The sequence below is a fragment of the Paenibacillus sp. FSL R7-0189 genome (genome assembly GCF_037969925.1).
Lineage (GTDB): Bacteria > Bacillota > Bacilli > Paenibacillales > Paenibacillaceae > Paenibacillus_AQ > Paenibacillus_AQ odorifer.
This window is the reverse complement of sequence record NZ_CP150223.1, coordinates 4,417,837-4,443,501: the sequence shown is the minus strand read 5'-3', so window position 1 is coordinate 4,443,501 and position 25,665 is coordinate 4,417,837. Positions and strand designations below refer to the sequence as shown.

Annotated in this window: 25 protein-coding genes; 8 read left to right on the top strand and 17 right to left on the bottom strand. The window is 42.3% G+C overall.

What is annotated here, in order from left to right; genetic code table 11:
• Positions 1-82 precede the first annotated feature (82 nt).
• Positions 83-355, top strand: a complete 273-nt coding sequence (locus tag MKY63_RS19245) for a hypothetical protein (protein WP_036683002.1) — start codon at positions 83-85, stop codon at positions 353-355.
• A 191-nt stretch (positions 356-546) separates the two neighbouring features.
• On the top strand, positions 547-1,656 hold the full coding sequence (locus tag MKY63_RS19240) for an AI-2E family transporter (RefSeq protein ID WP_036683003.1): 1,110 nt from the start codon (positions 547-549) through the stop codon (positions 1,654-1,656).
• 110 nt (positions 1,657-1,766) lie between these two features.
• Here MKY63_RS19240 and MKY63_RS19235 read toward each other — a convergent pair whose 3' ends face one another.
• Genes MKY63_RS19235 through MKY63_RS19225 form a run of 3 tightly spaced genes read right to left on the bottom strand, consistent with a single transcriptional unit; the run spans position 1,767 to position 3,570 of the window.
• Positions 1,767-2,171: a hypothetical protein gene (locus MKY63_RS19235; RefSeq protein WP_036683006.1), complete on the bottom strand. Its 405-nt coding sequence runs from the start codon at positions 2,169-2,171 to the stop codon at positions 1,767-1,769.
• 30 nt (positions 2,172-2,201) lie between these two features.
• Positions 2,202-2,870: a uracil-DNA glycosylase gene (gene ung / locus MKY63_RS19230; protein ID WP_036683009.1), complete on the bottom strand. Its 669-nt coding sequence runs from the start codon at positions 2,868-2,870 to the stop codon at positions 2,202-2,204.
• A gap of 43 nt (positions 2,871-2,913) precedes the next feature.
• On the bottom strand, positions 2,914-3,570 hold the full coding sequence (locus MKY63_RS19225) for a ribonuclease H family protein (protein ID WP_076215337.1): 657 nt from the start codon (positions 3,568-3,570) through the stop codon (positions 2,914-2,916).
• A gap of 208 nt (positions 3,571-3,778) precedes the next feature.
• On the opposite strand from MKY63_RS19225, the gene MKY63_RS19220 reads away from it, so the two are divergent.
• On the top strand, positions 3,779-4,372 hold the full coding sequence (locus MKY63_RS19220) for a hypothetical protein (RefSeq protein WP_339809653.1): 594 nt from the start codon (positions 3,779-3,781) through the stop codon (positions 4,370-4,372).
• Positions 4,373-4,437: 65 nt separating this feature from the next.
• Here the strand turns inward: MKY63_RS19220 and MKY63_RS19215 are convergent, their stop codons facing one another.
• The 4 genes from MKY63_RS19215 to MKY63_RS19200 all read right to left on the bottom strand — a co-directional run bounded on the left by MKY63_RS19215 (position 4,438) and on the right by MKY63_RS19200 (position 7,191).
• Positions 4,438-5,010 carry a type 1 glutamine amidotransferase family protein gene (locus MKY63_RS19215; protein WP_038572592.1) on the bottom strand — a complete coding sequence of 191 codons (573 nt, stop codon included), beginning with the start codon at positions 5,008-5,010 and terminating at the stop codon, positions 4,438-4,440.
• Positions 5,007-6,125 (bottom strand): hypothetical protein, encoded by a 1,119-nt coding sequence (locus tag MKY63_RS19210; RefSeq protein WP_339809649.1) that lies wholly within the window; start codon positions 6,123-6,125, stop codon positions 5,007-5,009. Before MKY63_RS19210 ends, MKY63_RS19215 begins: the two co-directional genes overlap by 4 nt.
• 97 nt (positions 6,126-6,222) lie before the next feature.
• Positions 6,223-6,756, bottom strand: a complete 534-nt coding sequence (locus MKY63_RS19205; protein ID WP_339809647.1) for a hypothetical protein — start codon at positions 6,754-6,756, stop codon at positions 6,223-6,225.
• Positions 6,757-6,876: 120 nt separating this feature from the next.
• Positions 6,877-7,191, bottom strand: coding sequence for a hypothetical protein (locus MKY63_RS19200; RefSeq protein ID WP_036683022.1), 315 nt, complete (start codon positions 7,189-7,191; stop codon positions 6,877-6,879).
• Positions 7,192-7,396: 205 nt separating this feature from the next.
• Here MKY63_RS19200 and MKY63_RS19195 point away from each other — a divergent pair, with 205 nt between their 5' ends.
• On the top strand, positions 7,397-7,606 hold the full coding sequence (locus MKY63_RS19195; RefSeq protein ID WP_036683023.1) for a hypothetical protein: 210 nt from the start codon (positions 7,397-7,399) through the stop codon (positions 7,604-7,606).
• A gap of 77 nt (positions 7,607-7,683) precedes the next feature.
• Here the strand turns inward: MKY63_RS19195 and MKY63_RS19190 are convergent, their stop codons facing one another.
• Genes MKY63_RS19190 through MKY63_RS19180 form a run of 3 tightly spaced genes read right to left on the bottom strand, consistent with a single transcriptional unit; the run spans position 7,684 to position 10,611 of the window.
• Entirely contained in the window at positions 7,684-8,697 is a 1,014-nt protein-coding gene (locus tag MKY63_RS19190) for a Gfo/Idh/MocA family oxidoreductase (RefSeq protein ID WP_339809644.1), read from the bottom strand.
• A gap of 31 nt (positions 8,698-8,728) precedes the next feature.
• Positions 8,729-9,742 carry a Gfo/Idh/MocA family oxidoreductase gene (locus MKY63_RS19185; protein WP_076146737.1) on the bottom strand — a complete coding sequence of 338 codons (1,014 nt, stop codon included), beginning with the start codon at positions 9,740-9,742 and terminating at the stop codon, positions 8,729-8,731.
• A gap of 20 nt (positions 9,743-9,762) precedes the next feature.
• Entirely contained in the window at positions 9,763-10,611 is an 849-nt protein-coding gene (locus MKY63_RS19180; RefSeq protein ID WP_076104352.1) for a sugar phosphate isomerase/epimerase family protein, read from the bottom strand.
• 183 nt (positions 10,612-10,794) lie between these two features.
• On the opposite strand from MKY63_RS19180, the gene MKY63_RS19175 reads away from it, so the two are divergent.
• Positions 10,795-11,700, top strand: a complete 906-nt coding sequence (locus MKY63_RS19175) for an AraC family transcriptional regulator (protein WP_076098612.1) — start codon at positions 10,795-10,797, stop codon at positions 11,698-11,700.
• A 469-nt stretch (positions 11,701-12,169) separates the two neighbouring features.
• Here the strand turns inward: MKY63_RS19175 and gnpA are convergent, their stop codons facing one another.
• The 4 genes from gnpA to MKY63_RS19155 form a co-directional block, all read right to left on the bottom strand.
• Positions 12,170-14,329: a 1,3-beta-galactosyl-N-acetylhexosamine phosphorylase gene (gnpA, locus tag MKY63_RS19170; RefSeq protein ID WP_339809640.1), complete on the bottom strand. Its 2,160-nt coding sequence runs from the start codon at positions 14,327-14,329 to the stop codon at positions 12,170-12,172.
• 26 nt (positions 14,330-14,355) lie between these two features.
• Entirely contained in the window at positions 14,356-15,210 is an 855-nt protein-coding gene (locus MKY63_RS19165) for a carbohydrate ABC transporter permease (RefSeq protein ID WP_081384465.1), read from the bottom strand.
• A gap of 9 nt (positions 15,211-15,219) precedes the next feature.
• Positions 15,220-16,161 (bottom strand): sugar ABC transporter permease, encoded by a 942-nt coding sequence (locus MKY63_RS19160; RefSeq protein ID WP_244886367.1) that lies wholly within the window; start codon positions 16,159-16,161, stop codon positions 15,220-15,222.
• A gap of 90 nt (positions 16,162-16,251) precedes the next feature.
• Positions 16,252-17,727 carry a carbohydrate ABC transporter substrate-binding protein gene (locus MKY63_RS19155; RefSeq protein WP_036683041.1) on the bottom strand — a complete coding sequence of 492 codons (1,476 nt, stop codon included), beginning with the start codon at positions 17,725-17,727 and terminating at the stop codon, positions 16,252-16,254.
• Between the two features lie 347 nt (positions 17,728-18,074).
• Here MKY63_RS19155 and MKY63_RS19150 point away from each other — a divergent pair, with 347 nt between their 5' ends.
• A complete protein-coding gene (locus MKY63_RS19150; protein ID WP_036683043.1) occupies positions 18,075-19,814 on the top strand; it encodes a sensor histidine kinase in 1,740 nt (579 codons plus the stop codon).
• Positions 19,815-19,818: 4 nt separating this feature from the next.
• Positions 19,819-21,435: a response regulator gene (locus MKY63_RS19145; protein ID WP_339279389.1), complete on the top strand. Its 1,617-nt coding sequence runs from the start codon at positions 19,819-19,821 to the stop codon at positions 21,433-21,435.
• Positions 21,436-21,527: 92 nt separating this feature from the next.
• Here MKY63_RS19145 and MKY63_RS19140 read toward each other — a convergent pair whose 3' ends face one another.
• The 3 genes from MKY63_RS19140 to MKY63_RS19130 form a co-directional block, all read right to left on the bottom strand.
• The gene (locus MKY63_RS19140) at positions 21,528-22,061 is read right to left on the bottom strand and encodes a DinB family protein (RefSeq protein WP_038574709.1); all 534 of its coding nucleotides are present in this window, start codon (positions 22,059-22,061) and stop codon (positions 21,528-21,530) included.
• A gap of 67 nt (positions 22,062-22,128) precedes the next feature.
• Complete coding sequence (locus MKY63_RS19135; protein ID WP_038572601.1) at positions 22,129-23,076, bottom strand: YafY family protein; 948 nt, start codon at positions 23,074-23,076, stop codon at positions 22,129-22,131.
• The gene (locus MKY63_RS19130; RefSeq protein WP_076148253.1) at positions 23,073-24,269 is read right to left on the bottom strand and encodes a macrolide family glycosyltransferase; all 1,197 of its coding nucleotides are present in this window, start codon (positions 24,267-24,269) and stop codon (positions 23,073-23,075) included. Before MKY63_RS19130 ends, MKY63_RS19135 begins: the two co-directional genes overlap by 4 nt.
• 147 nt (positions 24,270-24,416) lie before the next feature.
• Between MKY63_RS19130 and MKY63_RS19125 the strand changes: the two genes are divergently transcribed.
• Positions 24,417-25,607, top strand: coding sequence for a coenzyme F420-0:L-glutamate ligase (locus tag MKY63_RS19125; RefSeq protein WP_339809639.1), 1,191 nt, complete (start codon positions 24,417-24,419; stop codon positions 25,605-25,607).
• Positions 25,608-25,665 lie beyond the last annotated feature (58 nt).

Sequence of the window (25,665 nt, the reverse complement as noted above, 5' to 3'; positions counted from 1 at the left end):
AAATTACATCCCAATTGCCTATCTCATATACGGCATTTATAACATATTAATAATACATACCGGGAAAAGCGGGTGATCAGAAATGGCCAATGGAAGAAACCGTGGGAGAAATAACGGTAACAGCAATGCTAATAAGAATGGGACCACCAATAACACTAATCCAGTGGAATCCGCAGAACTTAGCGCTGAGGATTATGAGATCATCGCAGCTGGACTTGTAGCATTAGGTGAGATTTTTTCCTTTTTATCTCTTGTTAAAGCAAGACAAGTTACCAAAGAAACTGGAGGCGAGGAGGTAGTTCCTGAAATCTTCACTTTATCCACTAGAAAATCTCATAAACGAAAGTCAAGATAATCCACGAAAAAAGCAGCGAAGTAGTGATATACCCTTGTTATATTGCGATCTTTTTACTTGGCGTAACCTTTGTAACTAGAACCTCTATATGGGTATGCCAAGAACTACCTATAAGGAATTACACGCTTTTGAATCAATACTTGTAAATTAGGGTTATTAAACTACATAGATATAAATTTGAATTTTGGGGGATGTTTTTATTGCCACAACAGAAGTATTTTCGGACAAGCCTTGCTATTATCGCCTTTTTACTGATTTTGTACTTAGGCTCCAAAGTAATGTTTCTCTTCGCGCCACTAGGTGCCATTTTCAAATTATTACTTGTTCCCATGATGTTATCAGGGTTTATGTACTACCTGCTGCGTCCATTAGTAAGAATCCTAGAGAAAAGAAAATTAAACCGGGCGTTCTCCATCCTGCTCATTTATTTTCTGATTGCGGGCTTGTTCGTTCTCTTCTGGATTCTAGTCTGGCCGACACTGCAAGAACAAATTCAGAACTTTATTGATAACACTCCCTACCTCGTGCAAGGTTTGCAGGATCAGTTCAATGCATTGAGGGAGAATCCGACACTGTCACGTTTTTTCAAAGGGGATTCTGACGTCGCGGCCCGTTTATCAGAATTTCTTAGCGATACTATTACCTGGGTTACCAATTCCATGTCCAATTTGATTGGCGTTGTTTCCAGCATTGTAGTGTTAATCGCCACTTTGCCCATCATTCTGTACTACATGCTAAAAGATGACTATAAGCTATCGCCTAAACTTCAAGGCTTAATTCCGAGAAAATATCGGAAGGAAGGCCAAGAGATGCTTGGAGATATCGACAGCGCCTTAAGCAGCTTCATCGTCACACGTGTGGTGCTAAATGTCGTACTCGGTATTATGTTATATATAGGATTCCTTATCATCGGACTGCCTTACTCCCTGTTGCTCGCCGTAATTTCAGTGCCTCTTAACTTCATTCCATATGTGGGTTCATTCTTAGCAGCGATTCCGGTAATAATAGTAGGTTTCATTGAATCACCGACGATGGCCATATGGTCTCTAGTCATAATTTTCATTGCCCAGCAGATCCAGGATAATGTACTCTCACCGATTATTTACGGAAAATCATTGGATGTTCATCCACTGACTACGGTCATCCTTGTCCTTATAGGTGGAGACTTCTACGGTATTATCGGAGTTCTTATTGCGCTCCCTGTTTATATGATTATAAAAATTGTTTTCCTGCGCGTGTATGAGATTATTATTGCAGACCGTAAAGATGAAGCTGAGCCTATCAAAAAAGAGGAGCTATAACGGTTGTGATCTACTTCGTGAACGGGCGGAGCTTAACTATAAAATAAAAAAGGGTACGTCTCCAATCACTCGGAGTCGTACCCTTTTTTATTCTTTACAGGTTCCTGAAATCACCCTCGTAAAGAACGAACTACAAAGATGTGATTGCCCTTCATCAGGTTTTGGCCGTTCTGAAGTGTAACTGAACCTTTCGTATGTGAGGTAATAATCGTATTAAAGGCAATAAGCTGATCCTCTTTCCAGACGCTGACCGCCGATTTAAAATACACTGCATTGTCAAATTGCTGCCGATCCCTCATCACATAACCCACGGAATGGAGAACTGGAGGCAGAGCTCTTTCTTTTGGAGCCAGAGCCTTAATAACAACAATATCCCGAAACGGCACAGCAATTTCCTGATGGCCAATGACCGCCACCGATGCGGAAAGGTCCCATTTGCGCAGGATTCCCTTCATAATGGTATAAGGTTTCTCTCCGCAGTACATTATAACGGGTTTACCTACCCAATGCTTCATAGCTACCTCCCCTTCGCATCACTCCATAAATTATAAGTCCGGAATGAACCAATCTATTCCTTCCATACCCTGCGACTCTAGAAATTGATTGGCCTTCGAGAACGGACGACTGCCAAAGAATCCACGATGCGACGAGAGAGGGCTTGGATGAGGTGATTGCAGCACCTTATGCCGGCTTTGGTCGATGAAAGCACCTTTTTTCTGCGCATGACTCCCCCATAATATAAATACCATGGGCGTAGTTCTTTCATTCAGCTTTTGCATTATGGTGTCTGTGAATGTCTCCCAGCCCAGACCTTTATGTGAACCCGCCTCACCCTCACGTACCGTCAGTACGGTGTTCAGCAACAACACTCCCTGCTCTGCTAAGTGCAATAAAGAGCCGTGGTTCGGAACAGGCACACCGACGTCCTCCTTCAGCTCTGCATAAATATTGCGCAGTGACGGAGGGATACGTACCCCCGGATTGACAGAGAAGCTTAGTCCGTGAGCTTGTCCGGGACCATGATAAGGATCTTGACCTAAAATAACTACACGAGTCTCCTTATAAGGCGTTAGTTTTAATGCTGTGAACAATAATTCTTTTGGCGGATAAACGGTATGTTCCTTATATTCTTCTGTTAGTACATCCATTAATTTTAAAAAATAAGGCTTTTGCATTTCATCCTGCAATACCTCATCCCAATCGTTGCCAAACATCCCCAAACTCCTCCTTTAACCGAAACCATAGCGATATAGTTTTTTATTTCCGACCATAATCCGCTTTGATCTCGCCCCACTCTTTTGTGTGCCACTTGAGCACCTTATTGTCATATGTATTGGTTTGCAACCAACGCTCTGCCCGATCAATAAGCACCCAAATTTCCTCTGTTGAAGAATCGCGCGGCAAGGTTGTTGCCACCTTCTTCTGCTTCACCCACTTCATTGCATTTACAGAATCACTGTAAACCGTTTTATCGCTTCCCTCTTTCTTCAACAACGCCAAGGCATGGACAATCGCTAAAAATTCACCTAAATTATTAGTGCCCTTTTTGATCGGACCACAGGAGAAAATGATATCTCCCGTTTGTGTATCTACACCCTTATATTCAACAGGCCCCGGATTACCACGAGTCCCCACATCTACTGAAATACTGTTGTAATCAATCTCCTCAGAGTTCTCTACTGTAGCACTGCGTTTAAAAGAACTTGTCCCCTTAGACTTTGCTGCACCAGCTGCCCCTGTTCCCCAATTCCCCTTCCAGCCCGCTTTATATGCCGCATCAGCTGCTGCTTTGGATTCATAGGATTTATATTTTGCACCGGTATAATGATCTGTCTGTGCCTGGCATTCTGCCCAAGTGCTATAGACTCCCGGTTGTTTACCTTCCCAGACTACATAATATTTCTGCTTGGCCATGGATAATGCTCCTTTTCTACTGCCTGTACTTATTGTAATCCATATTGCTCGTGAATTCATCGGATAAATCACATTTTTCAGGTCATACTATACGCCAGAGATGTCCAGGCCTATATTACCATTTGTAGATTGATTGGTAAATTACTAACTAATCACTCTATAGTAAGCTCGAAGGATATCAGTACAATTACTTAGGGAGGTTATACAGATGAGAAAGATAGCAAGTGTTGCTGCGGTATTTGCTTTTGTGTTAATGGTCGGATGTGGAAATGCAACAGATAATGCTAATAATGCTACTGCAACAAGCACTTCTGAGAACACAAATAACGCGGGTACCACTAATAATGCAGGCACCGCTAATAATCAAAATAACACCACAGATGCTGTAACCTCAGCTTCCGTAGTAGATAATGAAGAAGCCTTCAAACGCGCCATCAGTCCAGAGGGAACCTGGATTGCTGCCACACTTAAAGACTTAACCTTCACCGAAGATCTCGTCGTGGATGGAGAATTCATGAATAAAGAGGAACCCGCCAGAAAAATTGCTCTATACACACAAGATGCGGATCACAACATCACCAACTCCTTCAAACTGACTGCTCCAAAATTGACCATCAAGAGTAAAAACGCCCGTATTCAAGGCGGCACTTTTATTGGAGATGTATACGTAGAAGCGGATGGTTTTACCCTGGTGAACGCAACCGTTGAAGGCAATGTCTACTTCGCAAACGATCAATATAAATCCACCTTTAATTCATCCGATCAAGGAAAAGTAACTGGTGTTACAGAAGTGAAAAAATAAGCTTCAACCCCAAAAAGGTGATCTGAAGTCGTTAAGACTTGAGACCACCTTTTTTATATACATTTTTATTCTTGATAAAAACCATCTTTGAAAAAATTGTACCATCCCTCGACGGTTTCGATTGGGAAACCCTCTAACTTCTTCATAACTTCCCTTGCAAATTCTAAAGCAGCCGTACCATTAGCAGTAATGATATGTTCACTCGAAACTGCCTGTTTTTCTATATAATTTGCATCTCCTTTATAATTAGGAGCGTTTTGTTTTAAATAATCCAATGAATTTCCGGTATGCGGTATGTTGTCTAAATAGCCATGTTCAGCCAAAAAAGTTGTAGCGTCACATATAGCGGCAATAGGTACACTCTCCTGCAAACATTTTTCAATCACTGGAGTAATAGCTGAATTATCTTTCCAGCCTGTGCCCCCGATTAAAATTAACATTTCATACTGAACAGGTAAACTGTCTAAAGTATAGTCAGGTACAACAGTAAATCCACCCATAGATTTGACATTGTCGCTAGTTAAAGCAACTGTGCTTACTTTAAATTCACTCTCCGGCTTATTTAGTTCGGCACTAATATATCCGCTTTCCCAATCAGCGTAGCCATTGGATAGAAACATCAAAACTTCTTTTTTCATATATTAGCACTCCCTTTAAGTTCTAACGCCACTTCCGCCACTTCTCGCCCATTTACCAGCAGCACAATCCGGTGCTCTCCTGGATAATGACGCCGAGTTGTTAAATCAGCCCAACGATGTGTCCGTTTACCAGACAGAATTGTACCTCCAGGTACGGTCTTATCCGATAACAAAAAAGATTTACGAGAGGTTCGACCTGCCGCTTTCACGAAATAGATTCCGTATTCAATCCGAATCCGTGCCGGAGCCCCCTCACGAACTTGAAGCTTATACTGTAATTCAGAGCTTTCGCCAATGGTCAGGATAGAAGGTTCCAATAGAATTGAAGCACTCGTTATAAGTGGAGTAGCTCCGTCTGTCTGCTCTGCGTATCCGAATAAAGCCATAATCTCTGGCTCAGCTTTACGAATCAAAGAACGGCAGCCGTGCCGCACAATCCAGTCTGTATCGGGATGTGTTCCCTTCCAGCGCCGAGCGGTATCGAGCACCACTTCCGGATGATCCTTCGCAATATCATTCAAATTATTAGCGACACTTTTACGCACATACAGGGATGTATCCGCCTTAAGCTGCTCAAGTACAGGTAATACCGGAGCTGGGTCAAGCTTGAACATGGGGAGCGCCTGTCCCCAAGGCAAACGAGGCCGACAGCCTTCACTAGCCAGCCTACGTACATGCTCATCAGGGTGCTTCGCCCATATCTGCATTTGAGCCATCATCCGCTCTGGTTCCCGCAAAAGAAACGGCCTAACTGCAAATTCAGCCGATGATTTCGTTGTGAATCTTTCCAGCGCCTGCATAGACAACTCCCAATGTTCGTCTCCTTGGCCATATACCTCAACGAAATCCGGAAAAATTAAATACGGAAATCCTACACATTCCTCAGCAATGGCGAATAGGATAGCCAGCGCTTCCTCATAAGGAAGCTGTAAGTGGCTGCCCAACGTCTCGGTGATCCGCCGCATTCTTGCCTTCAGCTCAAGCGTATCCCACGGTTCAGTCATGGCTGAGCTTACAAATGCCTCAGTATCGAAGACACTATGTACGCCACGAATCTTTTCGGCGAACTCACGCAGAAATTGTTCATTGTACATTGCTTTTAAAGGTTCAGCCATTCGATAATCCCTCATTTTCATCTTTAGATCAGCAAACGTGATTCTGTCAGGAAATCGTAGCACACCCAATTTGACAACAGTATGTCAACTTTGGCAGCTAAGAATTAATTAGTACCTTTACCTCTTCAATCCCTTGTTGGGCTCGACTGTTTAACGCACGTTTATCTTTAAGGTTATGTTCTTTAAGTTCGTGTCCAGGATCAATGACCAGCGGCTGTGAGATTACATCCTCGAGGATTTGAACAGCAACCTTACATCCTTGAAATAACAGTTCTTTTGTGATCACTTGATTATGAGAACGAATGATTTCAAGCATTTTTTCCGCATAAATCAGTCTAACCAAACTATCGGCGCTCATTATATTCCGCGAAGCAAAAGAAGCCACTTTTTCCACAATCCAGCTATCCTGATAATTCCGCGAGATGGATTCCAGTATCGTAATCGCATCCCAGTCCCGTATCGACAACTGCTTGACTTGCTCCGTGGCCCATTCCTGCAGCCATTCCAGCTCCACTTCTCTTGGAATTTCAAAACTCTTGTACTCCTTAAGCACTCCTGCTTTATGCATATTTAAAAAATGACCCAAAAACTGAATGTACAGCTCCTTGGCTCTTTGTGTCTGTTCCGTCATCTGGCAATCATCCTTTCATTATCCAAATCATATCCATTCCCCGGTTTCTTTTCAAATTAAAAAGATAAAAAAGGACAGGTAGCGAAATCATCGCAATACCTGCCCTTTAATAACTTCGGGTTATGGTAAATAGTTTGCTTCAACCGGAGGGTTTTTCTCCACTATTTTCAATTCTAGACCTCCGAATCTCTTCGCCAGCTTGTTATATACCAGCGCTACCAGCATACCCACCAATCCATAAATGAGTATCAAAATAACCGGCATAATCAAATAAGGGATACCCATAACAACCATAAACGTCTCTTTAATGATAAGCCCGATCACCACCATCCCTAAACCTACTATAAACAATAGCAGTGTAGGAATGATCATAAAATAGATAGTCGTTTTAAAAAAACTCTTTTTGTTAATTTCCAGCACTTCATAGTCTTTCATTATGTAATCCCCTTAATTTATTTAGAGTGGTAAAATTCCCCTCTTTGTTTCATTAAAGATGATCTTAAATACAATTTCAACCAAATTTCTCATATTTTCGACTTTTACCAAAGAATTCTTCCTAAAACTCAACGATAAATCATGGTAAAATAACTCCTATGGTTTAATATATCATCATGTACAAGATGTCACCGGAGGGAATAACATGCCACAAACACTAGTGAAAAACATTGATTTTTTTATAGCTGCCTTATCCCAAACCTATATTTCTGCGCTACAGCTTGATCCTGATGGAATGTATTCAGAGGTTGCTTCAGGAATTGTTGAACTGTTCTCTGATGAACAAGTACGGCTGAGAAGATATGACGGATCAGTATCCCATTATGCAAGAGACAATACCAAATTTCAGCGATGACAAAAGGACGTGAACTGGAAAAAGGTCATTGTGAATGATCCTCTTCCAGCTCACGTCCTTACTCACTCTGCACACAACTAATCTAGCACGATCCATTCGCCTTCAGCATCCGCTGACTTCATTTCTGCTTCCACGATTCTTAGAGACTCCGCTGTACTCTCTGGCGTACAAATAATGATAGGCTTATCCTGGATAATGACATTCAGAAAATATACAAGCTCTCTATAGTAGCCAACATCCGGCGAAAGTTCCGCTATATAGCCTGCCCTGTCATTCGGATTGACCTTGACCTCGCTGCCGTCAAACACTATATTTCCTCGTTCAAAATTAACCCGATACCCCATGTAAAACCCAAAATCACCTTCCAGCGTCCAATCCACCTGAGCATTAATTACTTTTGCATCCTTATAAAAATAGTGAGTCGATGCGATATCATATCCGCTTCCCGGAAGGACATTACGTCCTAAGGATGATACTTTATCCGGTCTGCCGAACAGATAGTTAATCATATCCGTATCGTGAATATGCATATCCATAATGCCTCCACCGCTTAGTGTCTCATCAAGAAACCAATCCTTAGGAGCACCAGATCCCCTGTAAAAACACCCTTCCGTGACCTGACCGAACTGCCCGCTCTCTATCACTTCTTTTAAATATTCATACCCCGGCCAAAAACGGAGACAATGTCCGATCATCAGTTTTTTCCCACAGCGGACTGCCGTCTCCACCATTTTCAGCGCTTGTGCGGAAGTTCTGGCCATCGGTTTCTCACAAAATACATGATATCCACGTTCCAGCAGCGAACAAGTCATTTCCGCATGCAGATAAGTAGGAACCGCAATGTCGATCATATCCAGTTCCTCACTGGCTATCATTTTCTCCAGATCATCGTATAGATTGTAAGCTGACAAATCATAGACTTCCTGGGCAGTGCTCATATTCCCGGCTGCTTTTCCATCCTTTAATTCCTCAATTCGCAAATCACAGATGGCTTTAAGGGCAATGGGCTGCCCCTCTTCCGTTAAGCGCACATAATTATCAAAATGCATCCGGCCCATAAATCCAAAACCGATCAAACCTATTTTCAACATCGTGAAGTCTCCTTTACTAAAAATATGGCACTTAACGTATCCGTATCCAGGTACCTTCCTGATCAGCCGATTGGATTTCAGCCTCGATGATTTCTATGGACTGAGCCGCACTTTCAGGCATACATAGGGTCACTGGCTCATCGTTCTGAATGACTTTTAAGAAATATACCAACTCTCTGTAATATCCGGTATGCGAAGAAAGCTTCGCAATGAACCCCGGTTGACAATTAGGATTCACCTTAACTTCCGCGCCATCGAAGACTACATTCCCCCGTTCAAAATTAATCCGATAGCCCATGTAAAAACCAAAGTCGCCTTCCAGTGTCCAGTCCGCTTGGGCATTGACCACTTTTCCATCCTGATAAAAATAATGAGTGGAGACGATATCATAGCCACTTCCCGGTAAAACCTTCCGCCCAAGCGTTGATACTTTATCCGGTTTTCCGAATAAGTGATGGATGATGTCCGTATCGTGTACATGCATATCCAGCATACAGCCACCACTTAGCTCATCATTGACCAGCCACCCTTTAGGAGCACCGGAACCCCGGTAAAAATAAGCCTCTGTCACTTCACCGAACTCACCGCTAGCTATGATCCCCTTCAAATATTCATATCCCGGCCAGAAGCGAAGACAATGGCCAATCAGCAATTTTTTTCCGCTGCTTTGCGCCGCCGCTACCATCTTCCAAGCTTCTGCGGAATGTCTCGCCATCGGCTTTTCACAGAACACATGATACCCTCGTTCCAGCAGCGAACAAGCCATTTCAGCATGCAAGTACGTAGGTACTGCAAGGCTAATAGCATCTAGTTCTTCTTTTTCGAGCATATGCTCCAAATTCTCATAAAGGTTGTAAGGGGATAAATCATATACCTCGTGGGCCGTGTCCATATTTCCCGCGGATTTAGTATGTTTAAGGACTTCAATCTGGGGGTCACAAATGGCAACCAGAGAAATCGGATGGCCGTCTTCCTGTAATTGAACATACTGATCAAAGTTCATTCGGCCCATAAATCCAAAGCCCACCAGCCCCACTCTGAGCACAGCCTTCACCTCTATTAAACTTAGTAACTAGTGCGTCCTAAAATAGCATCCATCGCTGCAGAAGTATTAAAAATGATTTGCTCCGAATAATGCGTGTATGGCGGTATCATTTCTCCAGTAACATAATTGCTGTAGCCGATCTCTTGCAGTGCTTCCATAACAGCAGGATAATCCACATCCCCAGCAAGTAGATCAACAAATCCATGAAGTCCTCCCGCTGCCCGGCGGTAATCTTTGAAATGCACCTTCTTGATTCTATGGCCTAGAATCCGTATCCACTGCTCTGGATAACCAGAATGAACGATATTCCCTACATCCAGATAGGAACCTACATAATTGGAGCCTACAGCATCTATAAAAGAACGTAATTCGAGCGGAGACAGCAGGAATTTATTCCACACATTTTCAATCCCAATAGAAACACCCGCCATTTTTGCATCCTGAGCTAGATCACTGATCGCCTTCAAGGCTCGATCATAAGCTTTTTCATAATCGACTACTTCACAGCCCTCAATAAAATCCACACCAACCGCACCAGGAATGACAAGAATCGTATCTACGCCAAGTGTTGCTGCCAGCTCCAATTGTTTTTTACATACATCGATAGCCTTCGTCCGGTTCGCCGCGGATTCACTTGTCATGGCATATGACCAATATAGTCCTGTCGCCAGTCCTGCAATTTCTAACCCCATCTCCTGAATGGAATTTCTGATCTTAATAGCTTCTTTCTCAGTGGTTTGCAGGCCAAGTTCACCCGATTCATTCAAAGACAATTCAATTCCATCGAACCCCGCCGCTTTAGCCAGACGTGCACATTCTTCGATCTCAGTACCTTCGCGAAACGACCAAATGTTTATTCCCTTTTTCATCTGAATCCTCCTCAAATTTGTTATTTTCCGTCTTTTAAGATCCTGCCCTAAATACCCTTATATCCTTGATTTATTTATATTATAATAGATTGTAAGTTAGATTTATTTAGGTGAACAAGAGATTTTTTGCACGATTCCGGTCTATTTGAAAAAATCATTTTATACTGTATGGGAGGTTTATTCGTGGCTGAAAAAGAACCCCGTTATCCCCTGAGAAAACAGGTCCCTTCCCGGGAGTGGTCACCTGGCATTCACTACGCACAATTCCAAACCCTCTCACCTTGCCTCTTTCCAAGAAGAAGATTGTATGATTTCGAACTGCTATATGTTCGCCAGGGGAAATTATCAACAAAAATGGATACGGAGGAATATATCCTGAATTCAGGACAACTGATATTCCTTTCTTCCGGGGTATATCATCAGAATGCGATTGTGTCAGATTCGGAAACCAAACTCATTGGGATCCATTTTGATTTTTTTGGGGAATCGATTATTACAAGCGATGAAGACATGCTGGTCAATGAGGAGGAGGTTATGGCCGAGAAGTTTGCCTTGGAAGCTGTGACCGCTCCTTTTATGCCATTGTCACAGGAGCCCATTTATACCCCGCCACCCGAATGTATTCATGCGATGGAACAGCTCGTGCATGAATTTACGATGCGGCCTGCCGGTTATGAATGGGTCTGTCGGGGGTTACTGCTCGGCATTCTAACCTCGCTGCTCCGAACACAAAGCTCCCGAAATGCAGCCAAATCTTCCGTTCATACCGGGCGGATCAGAGCTTTAATCGACGAGATGGATTCAAAGCTAGCAGACCGCTGGAGTAATAAATTCATGGCTGGTGCCATGAATATGCATGAAGACCATTTCTCCAAGCTATTTCGTGAGGTGGCTGGCATGCCTCCTGGTGAATATCTCCGTTCCATCCGGCATCGGGAAGCACGCAAGCTGCTGCGCGAAACGGATTGGCCGATTGAACAGGTCGGTGATAACGTTGGTTATCCTGATATCCATTATTTCAGCAGGGTATTTACCGCGAATGAGGGGATTTCTCCGCGGGCTTATCGCAAGTTGTCCCGGATACTCTAGATACGGAAACCCCAGAATATCTCAATCCAAGTGAGAAAAACCTGCCAAAAACATTGAGGGGGATGGATCATCTGCTTTGTATGATACCTGTGGGGGCCGATAAACAATATACATTGTACGGTGAGATGTGCAATATGCGGGGCGGCGAACGTTCGTGTTTTCTGCGTTAATGCAGTATGCGGGGACGGCTCTAAAACTAATTAGGGAAAAACTCCCTGAAAATAATCAATATTCGCTCTAAATGAACGAAATCAGGGAATTCCTCCCTAATAATAAGAGGAATTTCTATAATTGCTATCAAATCAGCTAAACTTTAGGGAGATTTTCCCTGATTATTAGTCTGATGACCAAAAATCCCGGAATTTCAGGGAGAAATTCCCCAATCACTCCATCGAAGCGGTACAATTCAGGAAAGTTGGAGATAACAGCGGCCGGAAGTCTAATTATTCGCCGTAGTTACGGCTGACTCCTAATGTGTGATCTCAAATTGAAACCACACACTTTCCATTCCACCCAACTCTATTTCTTGGATCACGGCATTGTCCATCAGGATCGTCGTCTTTTGGATCTCGGAAGTGTTATTTACGGCACAATATCGACCCGTCTCAGGATACGCATGACATTCAACATTCGGATTCACTGAGAACCATGAATACAACTGCTCCTCTTGATGTGCAGCCCAAAAGATCGCTCGGCTGAGTAGTCTGGTATTCTGAATACTGTACGGAAGTCCAGCGATATAAACGCCCCGACCCTGACCAAATGAATTCACGGCAAGATTGCAGCTGCCTTGGTGCACATCCAATATTTCTGCTCCGGCCTCCGCTTGATAAACCATGGTCATCCCTTCACCATAATCGATCTCACCTTCCAGATCTTCCGTTATGAAATGATCCTGCACAGGCGTTACCTTGGGCTTATTGATGCTTGCTGTAAATCCAATCTCCTTCTGAACCCCTAGAATATCCGCTAGTTGAAAAAGAACCCCTTGATGTTCATAAGCTGATGGATCACCAATCCCAATAAAACCGCCCCCTTGATCCACCCACTCACGAAGTGTTGCCACAACTTGCGGATCGCTCCATTGATCTCCACCGCTCCAAGAGGTATGGACATCACCCGCGTTAATAATCACACCGATACTAGGATCAATCCCACTTAACCTGATGTCATCAAAGCTTATAAACTCAATGTCGAACGGCAAGCCCGCCAATGACTCTAATGCCCCTATGTAGGAATAACATCTTTGATTCCATAAAGAATGAGCCACTTGATGTGTCTGCCAGCTTCGAAGGGAACCCCAGGTATTCAGAACCGCTACTTTAAAAGGAGCTTTAAAAGGCTGTGTCCCTTCTGCATTAGCATGAATCCCTTTGAACTGCGTCGCAATCTCTGTCACATGATCAATAAAATCCGGGAATTGATGCGCTAGACTCAAATATCCGCCATACCCCATCCTGCCAACTGGTTTGCGCATGAGCGCACGCCGGCATTTGATCCAGATCGGCATGGACTCTCCGACAGGGTCTCCCCCTTCAAAAAAGACATCTGGAAAGAAATAAGGATAGAAACGTGCCTCGGTATCCTTAATAGGTATATCCGCAATCATACGGGTTGTAACGCCATCTCCTGCTGCCCCAACCACTGCGTCGAGCCCGATCTCCGGAAAATATTTGCCATAAGGCTCTGTGCCCGCCCAGTGATCTCCAAAAAACATAATCGCTTTCTTCCCGAAATCATGCACCATATCTACACATTGTTTCGCATAACCTGCGATGAATTTCTGATTGAAGTCCATCCAGTCCAGATATCTTTGGGTCGGGTTCTTAAATGGTGTGTTATATCGCCCCTGATCCACAAAATCTTCTGCAGTCAATCGGTACCCATAAGCTTGTTCGAATTGCTCTAACGCAAGTGGACTTACACAACTGAGATAGCCAAACCAATTCACTTGTTTCTCCTTACCTTCCTTGTTAAAAATCAAATCAAAATTATAAAAGAAGGTAGTAAAACGTACGATATCTGTCTTGGGATGTTTCTTCAGCCAATCTTCCAGCACCCTCAATACATGTTCTTGAGCCTCGGGATAACGAATATCCAACGGTAAACGATGCTCCTCATCCCAATCATTCGTGATGTGGTTGTACATGGAGACCGGCTCCCATTTCTGGTAGGCCAAGAAACTGACCGTATATTTGTGAAATTGTACCGCCTGCTCAAGTGTGACAATCCCCTCTGCATAACTCCAACATTCAGAAGGTAATACTTCTCCTGTAGTCCGGTTTACAACCTGCCAATATTTTTTTATATCCACATCTGTGTTAGGACTAAATTGATCGGCAAAATAATCAGCCATAATATCGATGGTCTTCACCTTTGAAGTTACTATTACTGGAGCAGACATCAGATAAATCTGCTGTCTATATTGCGGATGCTGCTTCGCCCACTCGTTGTCCTCACGGACGAGACAAAGCGTTGAATAAATTTGCAGACCCATGTCGAGAATGTCCTGCGATAGATTCGTGCCATCACTGTCACGTACGGCATCTACACCCCATCTTTCGACGAGATCACCTATGACCTCTTCCATCCCTGTTTCACCAGGCAGTGTAAATCTTCCTTTGTCCACGTAACTTCCCTCCATGTCTTTGTTGTTCAGCCCTTAATTCCGCCTGCGCTTATTCCTTGGAGCAATTGCTTTTGTCCTATCACATATAAAAGAATTGTTGGAATCAGCACTAGGATCAGCGCGGCAAATAGTGCACTCCAATCTGTAGCATAACGTTGAACCTCAAAAAGATTGGCTAAACCTACTGGCAATGTTTTTTTGCTATCACTTTGAATTAAGACCAATGCCAGCGGATACTCATTCCAAAAGCCCATCGCTGCCAGCATACAGACCGTCACAATGCCCGGTTTAGCAAGCGGCGCAACAATTCTGACGAGCACTCCTGTGTTGCCACAACCGTCAATCTTAGCGGCTTCTTCATAATCTCTAGGGACGGACCGCAGAAATCCACTTAATACAAAGATGGCAAAGGGAAACTGCAGAACAGCATAGATTAAACTGAGCATCCCGCGATTGTCCAACATCCCGAATGAATTCACCTGCAGAAATAAAGGAACCATAATGTAGGAGGCTTGCAGAAAGATACAGGCCATATAAAGGTTAAGGATTAGTTTGGAGCCCCAAAACTTAAATCTCGTTAAGACATAAGCCATAGGAACTACAAAAATAACTAGAATCGCCGTGGATAACATTACAAGAAAGATAGAGTTCAGGAAATAACTCCCCATCTTGGATTTCTGAAAAGCGCGTACATAGTTATCAAAGTGTAAGGCTTGTGGTAAGGAGAAGGGGTCGGTTAGAAATTCCGTATTGCTTTTAAATGAAGCTAAGAGATTCCATACAAACGGATATAACAAAACAATGGTGGCTACAATCAGAAACAGCCGCGTGATCCAGTTGGCAATATTCATTTTTATAAGACTCTGTTGATTGCTCGTCATCCTTCTCCCCTACCCTTCTGCTCGATTTGTAAGTAGTCTGGACAGAAAAGAAAGCACAAAGGCGAACACCAGCGTAAAAATAGCAATAGCCATGGCATAACCAAAGTTCGCATTTTGGAAAGCTTGCGTGTACATGTAGTGGAGTAAAACAGTAGTTCCACCTGCCGGACCACCGCCAGTCATTACAGTTACAACTATAAAACTTAAATTAATCGTACCTGCCAGGGACAACACAAACGTAATGCCAATAATATCTTTTAGCAGAGGGATCGTAATGCTGGTAAGCTTCCGGAAATATCCCGCACCATCAATAGTCGCCGATTCAAACACATCCGCAGAAATCCCGTCAATCGCAGCGATATACATGACCATATAATAACCAACCGCTTGCCAGATCAGTGTAACGGCTACACACCACAATGCTGTTCGGCTATCTCCAAGCCAAGGTCTGCTCAGTTGATCTAATCCGATGCTCCCCAGAATATTATTCAAAATGCCCATGTTGGGATGAAACACAAAGGACCAGATAATTCCGACTACCGTCAAAGAGATGATACTAGGGAAAAAGAATACGGTTCGGTAAAATCCTCTTTCCTTCAGCTTCGTCTGCGTTAATAGAAAAGCAAGCACCAGCCCAAAAATCAATGTAATTACTGGCACAACCAGCATCAGTTTAAATGTATTGCTCAGAGCTTTGAGGAACATCTCATCTTGAAACATATATTTATAGTTATCCAAAAAGATAAACTTGTTCTCATCACTCATCCCGGTGGCATCCGTAAAAGACATAAAAAATGCCCGAAAGGTTGGAATAATCATAAATACGAGGGTTAACAAGAGCGTAGGAATCGTGCATACCGCTATGAATAGCTTAGGATTTCTGGTTTTCGCTGTCCTAATCTTTGATTTTCTCTGTCTAGGAGCTACTTCTGCCAGCTGCATTTCAGACATCTTTCTCACTCCTCTTCATACAAAATGCATCCCGTTCATAGATAACCTTATCCATTCCTAACAGGATGCATTTGCATGAGATACTATAGATTATTTACTAGCCGCTTTCTCTTTACGAATCTGTGCAAAAGCTTTTTCCACATTATCCATCCATTGATCCGTGGTCATCTGGCCTGTCATCACTGGTGTGACCGTATTCTTGAACATTTCAGTGACTACACTAACCTTGGAACCCTTCGGTAACGATTGCCAGCCCTGTAGAATAGAAATGGAACCATTATAAGCCTCAAACATGTCATAGACACCTTTAGTTAAAAATGGCTTAGACAGCTCCTTCGCATCGTTAAGCGCATACGCCCCATTCGCTTTTTCCGCGAATAGTTTCACAGACTCATCGGTATATAGGAACTTCAAGAATTCCTTAGCGAGCTCAGGATTTTTAGCCTTAGCAGGGATGGAGAATTGCTCGTAGCTGGAAAGCACATACTTCTGATCACCTTTATTGAACACAGGTACTGTTGTCATCCCAAATTCAAACCCATTTTCTCTAGGTGAATCCTTCATTTCATTTTCCATCCAGTTGCCGTTTACGATAAACAAAGCTTTACCCATCATCATATCGGTCTGCGACTGTGTATGGTTCAAGGCAACCGTGCCGTCCATCAGATAACCGTCTTTAGAGATTTTATAGAAAATATCCAGTACTTTTTTGATCGTGTCGTTCTTAAATGAACCTTCTTCATATGCAAAGACTTTATCCAGCGTTTCTTTCCCCCCCGCACTGGCAATGGCCGGGTAGAGAATTTCCTCCAAATAATCCGGATAGATGCCTTGATAAGTGAATAAAGCCCGCTTCGTTTTAGTTCCATCTGCATTAACCAGGTAGTTCTCCTCTTTGTTCAGCTCATCACCTAAAGCAAAGAACTCCTCCCAAGTCTCAGGAACACTCCAGCCTTTTTCTGCGAACAGTGTTTTATTGTAAATCAAGCCCATCGGTCCAGCATTAAAAGGTGCGAGATACGTCTTTCCATCTTGATAAGGCTGAAATCTTGTACTGTCCAGCATCCCCGGAAGAATCATGTCCTTAAGTGTCTCCTCTTTATCAAGCGCTTTGCTTTCAAATACATCGCTGATATCTAGCAGTCCTTTTTCTTTAATTAATGAAAGCACGATGCCACTTTGCTCTGTATCTGTAACAGACAGGAAGTCGGGAGGATTACCCGCAACAATCTGCGGCCGGATTACTTCACCAACTTTTGGATTAATCGTCATGTTCACTTTCACACCTGGATAAGTACTTTCGAATTTGCTGACAATTTCATTCCAATAATCCGCACCATATCCCCCTTGGAATACAGCAATACTAAGTTCCTTGTTATCAAAATCTTTAGCAGGTTCTTCTTTAGTATTCTCGGCGTTCGTTGTACTTGTAGCTTGCGCTGTGCTCGCAGCTTTCGTTGAATCCGATTCATTAGAGGCAGCAGGTTTATTATTGCTGTTCCCGCAGCCGAGCAACCCCACACCTAGCAGCATTACTGCTAATAATGTACTCATAGTCTTTTTCATAAACGCCCTCCTTAAGATATTCTTGTAAACGCTTTTTTAATAATCTAAGTATAGAAGGATTTACGCTATATTTACATTTACAATACAAACCTACCTATGTATTATCTTATCCATCTTCCAATGCGAGCTCGTATAAGCTTATTCATCAGGGTCACATAACCTGTAAACTTAGCCGTTAACGGAATGGATAATATTATCCATTCCATAGATTATTCTCACTTTTCGCCGCTGCATATATATTCCATTGTTCTTTTTATGTTAACTTGTAAGTAAAAGATAGTGAATGGGAGGTCATCCACCTGAGTCGACGTAAAGGGAAGCTGCATTTTCCTAATCCTCCGCAAATCATGCGCAAGGTTAAAATTCAAAATCGCTTAACCGTCATTTTCTTAATCGTTTCTGTGATCCCAATCATCTTTATAGGTTTCTACTCCTACACCATTTACTCCAAATCCATTAACAATAAATTAAGTAAATCCACATTTCAGGCTTTAACGCTGCTTAATCGAACGATGTTAAGTGAACTTAACAACTATCAATATCTTGCAGGCTCTGTTTCTACCAATAGTATTATTCAGGAGCGTTTATCGGCAGCACCAAATGAACCCGCTCCTAGCAATGCTGCCATTAATCATGCCATGGACAATTTATATAGAACCATCTACCCCGGATATGTCCAGAACGTTCGGGTCATCGACGCCAAGAACCAACCTATCTATGAATTAGGCTACGACGGCATCCCCAATCCTAAGTATGAAGAAATTATGAAACAAGTAGAGCTGAATGCCCCTTATGACAGTCTTAACTACGTAAAAAGCTATCGCGCTTACAATACCATTGTCCTGGGCCGGAAAATTTTTGATCAAGATGACATTGGCGTTCCCTTAGGTCATGTGTTTGTTTTTATTGGTGGGGAGTTATTTTCAAAAGTCATTCTTTCCAGTGTGGATTTAGGTACAGGTTCCAGTCTCCTTATTATGAATAGGGAGGGAAAAGTAATGTCCTCGAATCAAAAGGATACTCCGCTAGGAGAACCCTATTATAAAGATGAGCTTTTTAAGCAAATCAAGACACAAGAGGCAAAGAAAAACCATTCCTTCCAAGGCATGGTCAATGGAAAAATGCAGCAAATCTCTTATATTAACAATAATCAATTAGGCTGGTACATGATTTCTACCGTCCCCTTCTCTTATATCAATTCAGAGACAAGTAAAATCACCACTGGACTACTTATTGTTGTCAGCATCATTGTAGTCGTGTGTATTCTAATTATTATCGTATTGTATAAAAGCATCCTGAAACCAATCAAACAAATCATCGTCTTCTGCAACCAAATTTTTTATGGTGATCTATCGAGTCGGATCGAAGATCACAGCAACGATGAAATGGGCGTGTTGGCCAATAGAATTAACAGCATGGTCAGTAGAATGGAACAGCTGATGAAGGATCAAAAGAAAGATCTGAAAAGAAGACGTTCGCTCGAATTGCAAATGCTGCAATCGCAAATTAATCCTCACTTTCTTTTTAATACACTTAACTCCTTACGATGGCTGGCGATGATTAACCAGGTTCCCGTCCTTAGCGACGGCATCTCCTCACTAGCTGAATTGCTGCGTAGTACCATTATCGATCAAGATGAGCAAATCACCATCAAGCAGGAGCTGAACAATCTGGATCATTATTTTGCCATTCAAAAAATACGTTATGCCGACAGGTTTGACATTGAATATGACTTGGATGAGTCTTTATTACAGAGCATGATCCCCAAGCTCATCCTGCAGCCGATCGCAGAGAACGCGATTCTTCATGGGGTTACAGATATAGGAGGAAAAGTTCTAATCCAAATTAAGGTATACGCAAAAAATGAATATACCCTTATTATTGAAATCATCGATAACGGAAAAGGGTTTGACACCACCAAATCAGAAAAGGCTGACAATCTGTCGGGTATCGGAATTTCAAATGTGGCCGATCGCATTAAACTTCAATACGGTGAGAGTTACGGGCTGTTCATCACAAGCTCTATGGGTCATGGAACCTGCTGCCGCCTGATTATCCCTATACAAACATACGAACTTAAGGGGTGATACTATGTATCCTATGTATAATGTAATGCTAGTGGATGACGAACCTATTGTTAAAGTTGCGCTCAGAACCATGATTCCATGGGAAGAGCTTGGATACATGATCTGTGCTACTGCCTCTGACGGAGTTGAAGCCTTAACACTTGTAGACAAGTTTAATCCCCATATCATCATTACAGATCTCAAAATGCCTAATATGGATGGTTTACAGCTGATAAAAGAACTGAATAACAGAGGGTTTGCAGGAAAAATTCTGGTGGCGAGCAACCACGGGGAGTATGAGTTAGTTCGTGAAGCCCTAGTGCTTGGTGCTGTAGATTATATGCTGAAGATTAGTATGAAAACGGGGGATCTGATCTATTTGCTGGAGAAATCTACGAAGCTAATTCAAGAGCAGCTTCAATCTAGGCAGCAGCAGGAGACCCAAACTCAGTTATTGCAGCACAATTTAAAAAGTGTGAAAAATGCGCTTCTAAAAGATTATTTCACCGATCCTTATTACGATGTGCGGCAGCTTGAGCAGCATGATGCTATAACGTTCGCTTTCAGCGAAAGCAGCTGTTATTTATTCTACATTACTTTTGAGCAGAATAACGCCACCCATAACGAAAGACAAAATCACATCTCCGTATCCTTTATTGAAAACATCATCTTAGATATCTTGGAGACCGTAGATCAGTTGGAAATTATTCAGCTTGAATCTAATGGGCTGCTGCTTCTAATCTCCTGTGATACCTTAGACGATCATCAAATTATCCGCACAGACTTTATCCAGAGGGTCATTCGGTTAATCAAAATGTATATTTCTATCACCCCTACCATTGTTTTTTCTGATCCTGTACGGGGATATGCTGAAGCAAAACGAACCCTAGAACGATGTAAAGAATCCTTGCTAATTCAATTTTACAACGAAATAACGATTATAGATCCAAAGGATGTCCATTTAAAGGATACGCTGGACTTCGAGGATGTACATGATTTCTCAACGCAATTAATTCAGAACTGGAAGCTTTCAGGGGTTGAAGCCGTTACTCAAGCAACTCAGCAATTTCTTGACATCTGTAAATCCAAGCAAATTAATCCTGCTGAAACCAAAAAGTTCATTGTAAATTGTCTGCATTATCTTCCCTTATGCGATGCCCATCTCATTGTCGAGGATCCAAAGCTTTTGAAGAACTATATAGAAAATATCGCCAGCAGTAAACGTACCACTGACGTTCTATCTATAATGGAGCTTGTGTTCCAATTATTCTCCCATCAAAAGCAACAGATCGTAACTACACACAATAGAGATGTTAAACAAGCGATTGACTATATCAACACACATTATCAGAAGAAGCTGACCTTATCTCTGATTGCCAAGCATGTCAACTTAAGTGAGAACTATCTGTCCAGAATCTTCAAAGAAGAAGTGGGGCAAAGCATCATTCACTACATTAATACTGTGAAAATGGAAAAAGCCGCAGATTTAATACTTAAAGGGAATCCATACATTAAAGAAATTTCCACGCAAATCGGTATACACGATCAATTTTATTTCACCCGGTTATTCAAAAAACACTTTGGTGTTAATCCTAGTGAATATAAGAATCACGTTCAGGCCACGCTTGGTTCAGGAAATTAAGACCATTCCAACTCTTTTTATTGGAATGCGGTTCCTGATTTTATGATCCTTTCACAACCTGAATGAACCCTTCTTTAGGTGCAAATATGGAATTAAACAACAATTCTTTTGTTTAACCGCTCCAGCTGCAGAAGATGATGACGATAGTGCATTTCAATAAGTAGGAACCATTCCTCCGCGCATAATCCACCGAATCGCGGGTGAGAAACGGTATTTTGTTTGGATGCTTTCTCAAGAGAGGGTTCGATCTCTCTCATTCTTTGGATGACTGTACGTAACCCTTGAATTAATTGTTCTTTGCTCTCCGGCTGCTCCGGCGTATATTGGGCGGAAGGCGGAACCTGAATACGAATGGGCGGAAAGCTTCCTTGCGCAAATATAGCCGCACCATCCTCAGTTTTCCCCACATGAGCTACTAAGGGATCTTGGTCGAGCACAAGGCATTGATCAATATTACGAAGCTGCATATACAGCGCCGAGTTAATGAGATGCTGAAACATCTGTCCGATGGACCACTCGTTTTCACTCGGCTTTTGCTTCAGCTGCTCCAGATTGAATCGCTCCAATTCTTGAATATAGTATGTCGCAGTTTCTTCAAATCGTTGTAAGGCTTCTTTTGTTGTAATCATCATATATCAGCTCCTGTAGTCATTGATGGTCCAAGTATACAAAAACGCTACTGACAGCGTTATGTCAGTAGCGTTTTAACATTATTTCTATTTCATTTCTAACCTGATCACGGAAAGATTCGGGCTCCAGCACAACCATACCGCCTCCCCAGCCAAGCACCCATTGCAGCAATTCCCCTGGCTCGCGAACGCGAAAAGTAACAAGTAACCCCTCCGCATGCTCCTCAATAGTTTCCATATAGAAATTATTTGATTCCCTTACCTTATCGGCTATGTCAGCTTGGACTAAGATAAGCACATGAACGTTGCGATCATCAGGAGGTTGGTATACCTCCAGATGAAAATCTGCTGGCAGTATAAATTCATCTTCCAGATTAATAAGCTCCCTCATTCGGGATAACCGGAAATGACGGATGTCTTGACGCAATTCACACCAGGCGATGAGTACCCATGACCCGTGATGAAGCACAAGTCCATAAGGAGCAACCGTACGAACACTTTGACGGTTCCCATCGGCTTCGGCGATTCTTTTGGAATAACGAAATCTTATTTTCCTTCCCTCCAATATCGCTCCACGAATGGCTTCCAAACATGCCTTCTCTTGTATGGGTGCTATATCTTCTACGGATGCAAATAAACGAAAACTTTTGCGAATCTGTGATGCTTCACTGCGGATGGCTTCCGGCAGGATAGCTTCTATCTTTGCTTTAGAACTTCTAGCCTTATTACCATAGTGTGCATCAAACCGCTGCTCGATAAAATCAGTTCCGATAAGCAATGTCACTGCTTCATCCAGCGTGAAACTAACGGGTGGCAGGAAATACCCCTCGATTAAGGAGTAACCCTGCCCTGGCGCTCCTATAATGGATACGCCCGCTTCACTCAGTGCCTGAATATCCCGATAGATCGTTCTTACGCTCGTTTCAAACCTAGCAGCCAAATCCTCCGCCCGCAACATTTTGTTACGCTGCAGTTCAAGCACTATAGCTAACAACCGGTCCATTTTGTTCATACGACTCCCCCTCCCCGAACAATCTCATCAACAGCTCGTCGATACCCACCCGAGTTCCGAAACGATTCACTGATATTGGAGACAGCTTTTTTATAAGATAAATCGCTTAATACATGATCTACGGCTTCTCGTAGGTGATTTGCAGTTAAACTTTGCATTTGTAACTTAATGCCTGCTCCGACATGGACGACTTGCTTCGCAATTATTGGCTGATCCGCACTTTGTGGAATTACAATTAGCGGAACCCTGTAATAAAGCCCTTCATTGATACTGTTCATTCCACCATGTGTAATAAATAACTTTGTGTATTGCAGTATATCCGTTTGTGGAACATAATTTTTCACGAAAAAGTTTTGCGGAATTTCCCCTAAATCAGTGATTTGGACTTTATCTCCAATTGACATCACAATAGTGTGCTCCGTGTTCCCCAATGCTTCAAAACAAAGTTTATAGTATTCAATGGCTTGGTTAAAAACTGTGCCGAGTGAAATGTAAATTAGACTTTTCCCCTTAATTGCCATGAGATCGAATTTTTCTGGAGCTAATCGTGAAGAGATGGAGGGTCCTACAAAGATATAAGACGGGTCAAAAGCTTCTCCCTCAGGTTGAAACTCCCTAGTTGTATAAACGATAGTAAGTGGGGCAGGATTACAAAACACTTCATAAGGGGATTGGATGTCCACATCATATTTGCCCTTCACCATTTGCGTCAAGCTTTGGAATTTATCCTTTATAGGATTAGTTACTTCTGCAGGGACTGTAGTATAAAATCGTTCTAACATGTCATCGAATGCTGCTTTTGTCTGCGCAAAAGAAGTACAGGAGCTAATGGCCGGAAGCTTAAGAATTTGAGCTAGCAAACGTCCACAACCAAACATAGAATCATGGATGATGTAATCAAAATGCTCCCCTTTGATCTGTTCAAGAACGCTTGGAATAACTATATCTGCCGTAAGTAAAAGGCCGTTGATTCTTTCCAGTACATAATTTCTTCCACCTGAGATAAAAGCTTGTATAAATTTCTGATCGTCAAATGTTCGTACTGTAGCCCCCGTCATTTCCATACGCTCTCTGTAAGCTTCTATACAAAAGTACACTACCTCTTCGCCACGCGAAATAAGCTCTTCCACAACGCCAATCGTGGGATTGATATGTCCCTCTGATCCACCATTAATAAATAACACACGCGCCAATTGTAATCCTCCTTAACTATAAATCATTTTTATATTAGATATTATAAACATTAATTTTACTTATATCGCTCTAAAAGGGTATAGTAATATAGGCTTTAAAACCATTTTAATAATATAGAGTATACCCTTATTAGAGGAGAGATCATATTGGAAAGAGTAGTTGGAACAGTTGTACGTGGACTTCGCGGACCTATCATTAACAATGGGGATAATATTGAAGAAATCGTAGTTCAGACGGTATTGAATGCAGCAACAGTCGAGGGTTTTTCGATCGAAGATCGCGACATTGTGACCGTAACTGAATCCATTGTTGCTCGGGCACAAGGAAACTATGCAACGATCGACAATATTGCTGCTGATATAAAGGGGAAATTCGGCGAAGAAACCGTAGGGGTCATTTTTCCAATCCTTAGCCGTAACCGGTTTGCTAACTGCTTACGCGGTATTGCCAAAGGGGCACAAAAAGTAGTCCTAATGTTAAGCTATCCAGCTGATGAAGTAGGAAACCACCTTGTAGACATCGACGAACTAGATGCTAAAGGTATCAATCCATGGACAGATGTATTAACAGAAGCTCAGTTCCGTGAGTTTTTCGGCTATATTAAGCACCCATTCACAGGGGTTGACTATATTGAATATTATAAAGGTTTAATTGAAGCTGAAGGTGTGGCTTGTGAAGTCATCTTCTCCAACAACCCAAAGACCATTTTAAACTATACAAAAAATGTATTAACTTGCGATATTCACACTCGCTTCAGAACCAAACGCATTCTCACAAACAATGGTGCTGAAAAAGTATTTGGTTTGGATGATATTCTTACACAATCAATCGATGGCAGCGGCTTTAACGAAGCTTATGGTCTGCTAGGATCAAACAAAGCTACAGAAGAAAGTGTAAAGCTATTTCCAAACAACTGCCAGCCTATCGTGGATGGTATCCAAGCAAAAATCAAAGAAATTACAGGTAAAACTGTAGAAGTTATGGTTTATGGCGATGGAGCATTCAAAGATCCAGTCGGAAAAATCTGGGAGCTCGCAGATCCAGTTGTCTCCCCTGCTTACACTGCCGGACTTGATGGAACACCAAATGAAGTAAAATTGAAATACTTGGCCGATAACAACTTCTCTCATCTTCGTGGTGAAGAGTTAAAACAAGCCATTTCTAACTACATCCAGAATAAAAATGATGATCTAGTTGGTGCGATGGAAGCCCAAGGGACTACACCTCGTAGATTAACTGACCTGATTGGATCATTATCTGATTTAACTTCTGGTAGTGGCGATAAAGGAACACCAATGATTTATATTCAAGGTTATTTCGATAACTATACAAAATAAGAGTAGTACAACAAAGGGGGTCTCTAAACGAGGCTCTCTTTTTCACTTTCTGGGTTAT

Excerpts from the sequence above, each read along its gene's own strand:
- MKY63_RS19245 (WP_036683002.1), top strand. The coding sequence starts at position 83 with ATGGCCAATGGAAGAAACCGTGGGAGAAATAACGGTAACAGCAATGCT.
- MKY63_RS19240 (WP_036683003.1), top strand. The coding sequence starts at position 547 with ATGTTTTTATTGCCACAACAGAAGTATTTTCGGACAAGCCTTGCTATT.
- MKY63_RS19235 (WP_036683006.1), bottom strand. The coding sequence starts at position 2,171 with ATGAAGCATTGGGTAGGTAAACCCGTTATAATGTACTGCGGAGAGAAA.
- ung (WP_036683009.1), bottom strand. The coding sequence starts at position 2,870 with ATGTTTGGCAACGATTGGGATGAGGTATTGCAGGATGAAATGCAAAAG.
- MKY63_RS19225 (WP_076215337.1), bottom strand. The coding sequence starts at position 3,570 with ATGGCCAAGCAGAAATATTATGTAGTCTGGGAAGGTAAACAACCGGGA.
- MKY63_RS19220 (WP_339809653.1), top strand. The coding sequence starts at position 3,779 with ATGAGAAAGATAGCAAGTGTTGCTGCGGTATTTGCTTTTGTGTTAATG.
- MKY63_RS19215 (WP_038572592.1), bottom strand. The coding sequence starts at position 5,010 with ATGAAAAAAGAAGTTTTGATGTTTCTATCCAATGGCTACGCTGATTGG.
- MKY63_RS19210 (WP_339809649.1), bottom strand. The coding sequence starts at position 6,125 with ATGGCTGAACCTTTAAAAGCAATGTACAATGAACAATTTCTGCGTGAG.
- MKY63_RS19205 (WP_339809647.1), bottom strand. The coding sequence starts at position 6,756 with ATGACGGAACAGACACAAAGAGCCAAGGAGCTGTACATTCAGTTTTTG.
- MKY63_RS19200 (WP_036683022.1), bottom strand. The coding sequence starts at position 7,191 with ATGAAAGACTATGAAGTGCTGGAAATTAACAAAAAGAGTTTTTTTAAA.
- MKY63_RS19195 (WP_036683023.1), top strand. The coding sequence starts at position 7,397 with ATGCCACAAACACTAGTGAAAAACATTGATTTTTTTATAGCTGCCTTA.
- MKY63_RS19190 (WP_339809644.1), bottom strand. The coding sequence starts at position 8,697 with ATGTTGAAAATAGGTTTGATCGGTTTTGGATTTATGGGCCGGATGCAT.
- MKY63_RS19180 (WP_076104352.1), bottom strand. The coding sequence starts at position 10,611 with ATGAAAAAGGGAATAAACATTTGGTCGTTTCGCGAAGGTACTGAGATC.
- MKY63_RS19165 (WP_081384465.1), bottom strand. The coding sequence starts at position 15,210 with ATGACGAGCAATCAACAGAGTCTTATAAAAATGAATATTGCCAACTGG.
- MKY63_RS19160 (WP_244886367.1), bottom strand. The coding sequence starts at position 16,161 with ATGTCTGAAATGCAGCTGGCAGAAGTAGCTCCTAGACAGAGAAAATCA.
- MKY63_RS19155 (WP_036683041.1), bottom strand. The coding sequence starts at position 17,727 with ATGAAAAAGACTATGAGTACATTATTAGCAGTAATGCTGCTAGGTGTG.
- MKY63_RS19150 (WP_036683043.1), top strand. The coding sequence starts at position 18,075 with ATGCGCAAGGTTAAAATTCAAAATCGCTTAACCGTCATTTTCTTAATC.
- MKY63_RS19145 (WP_339279389.1), top strand. The coding sequence starts at position 19,819 with ATGTATCCTATGTATAATGTAATGCTAGTGGATGACGAACCTATTGTT.
- MKY63_RS19135 (WP_038572601.1), bottom strand. The coding sequence starts at position 23,076 with ATGAACAAAATGGACCGGTTGTTAGCTATAGTGCTTGAACTGCAGCGT.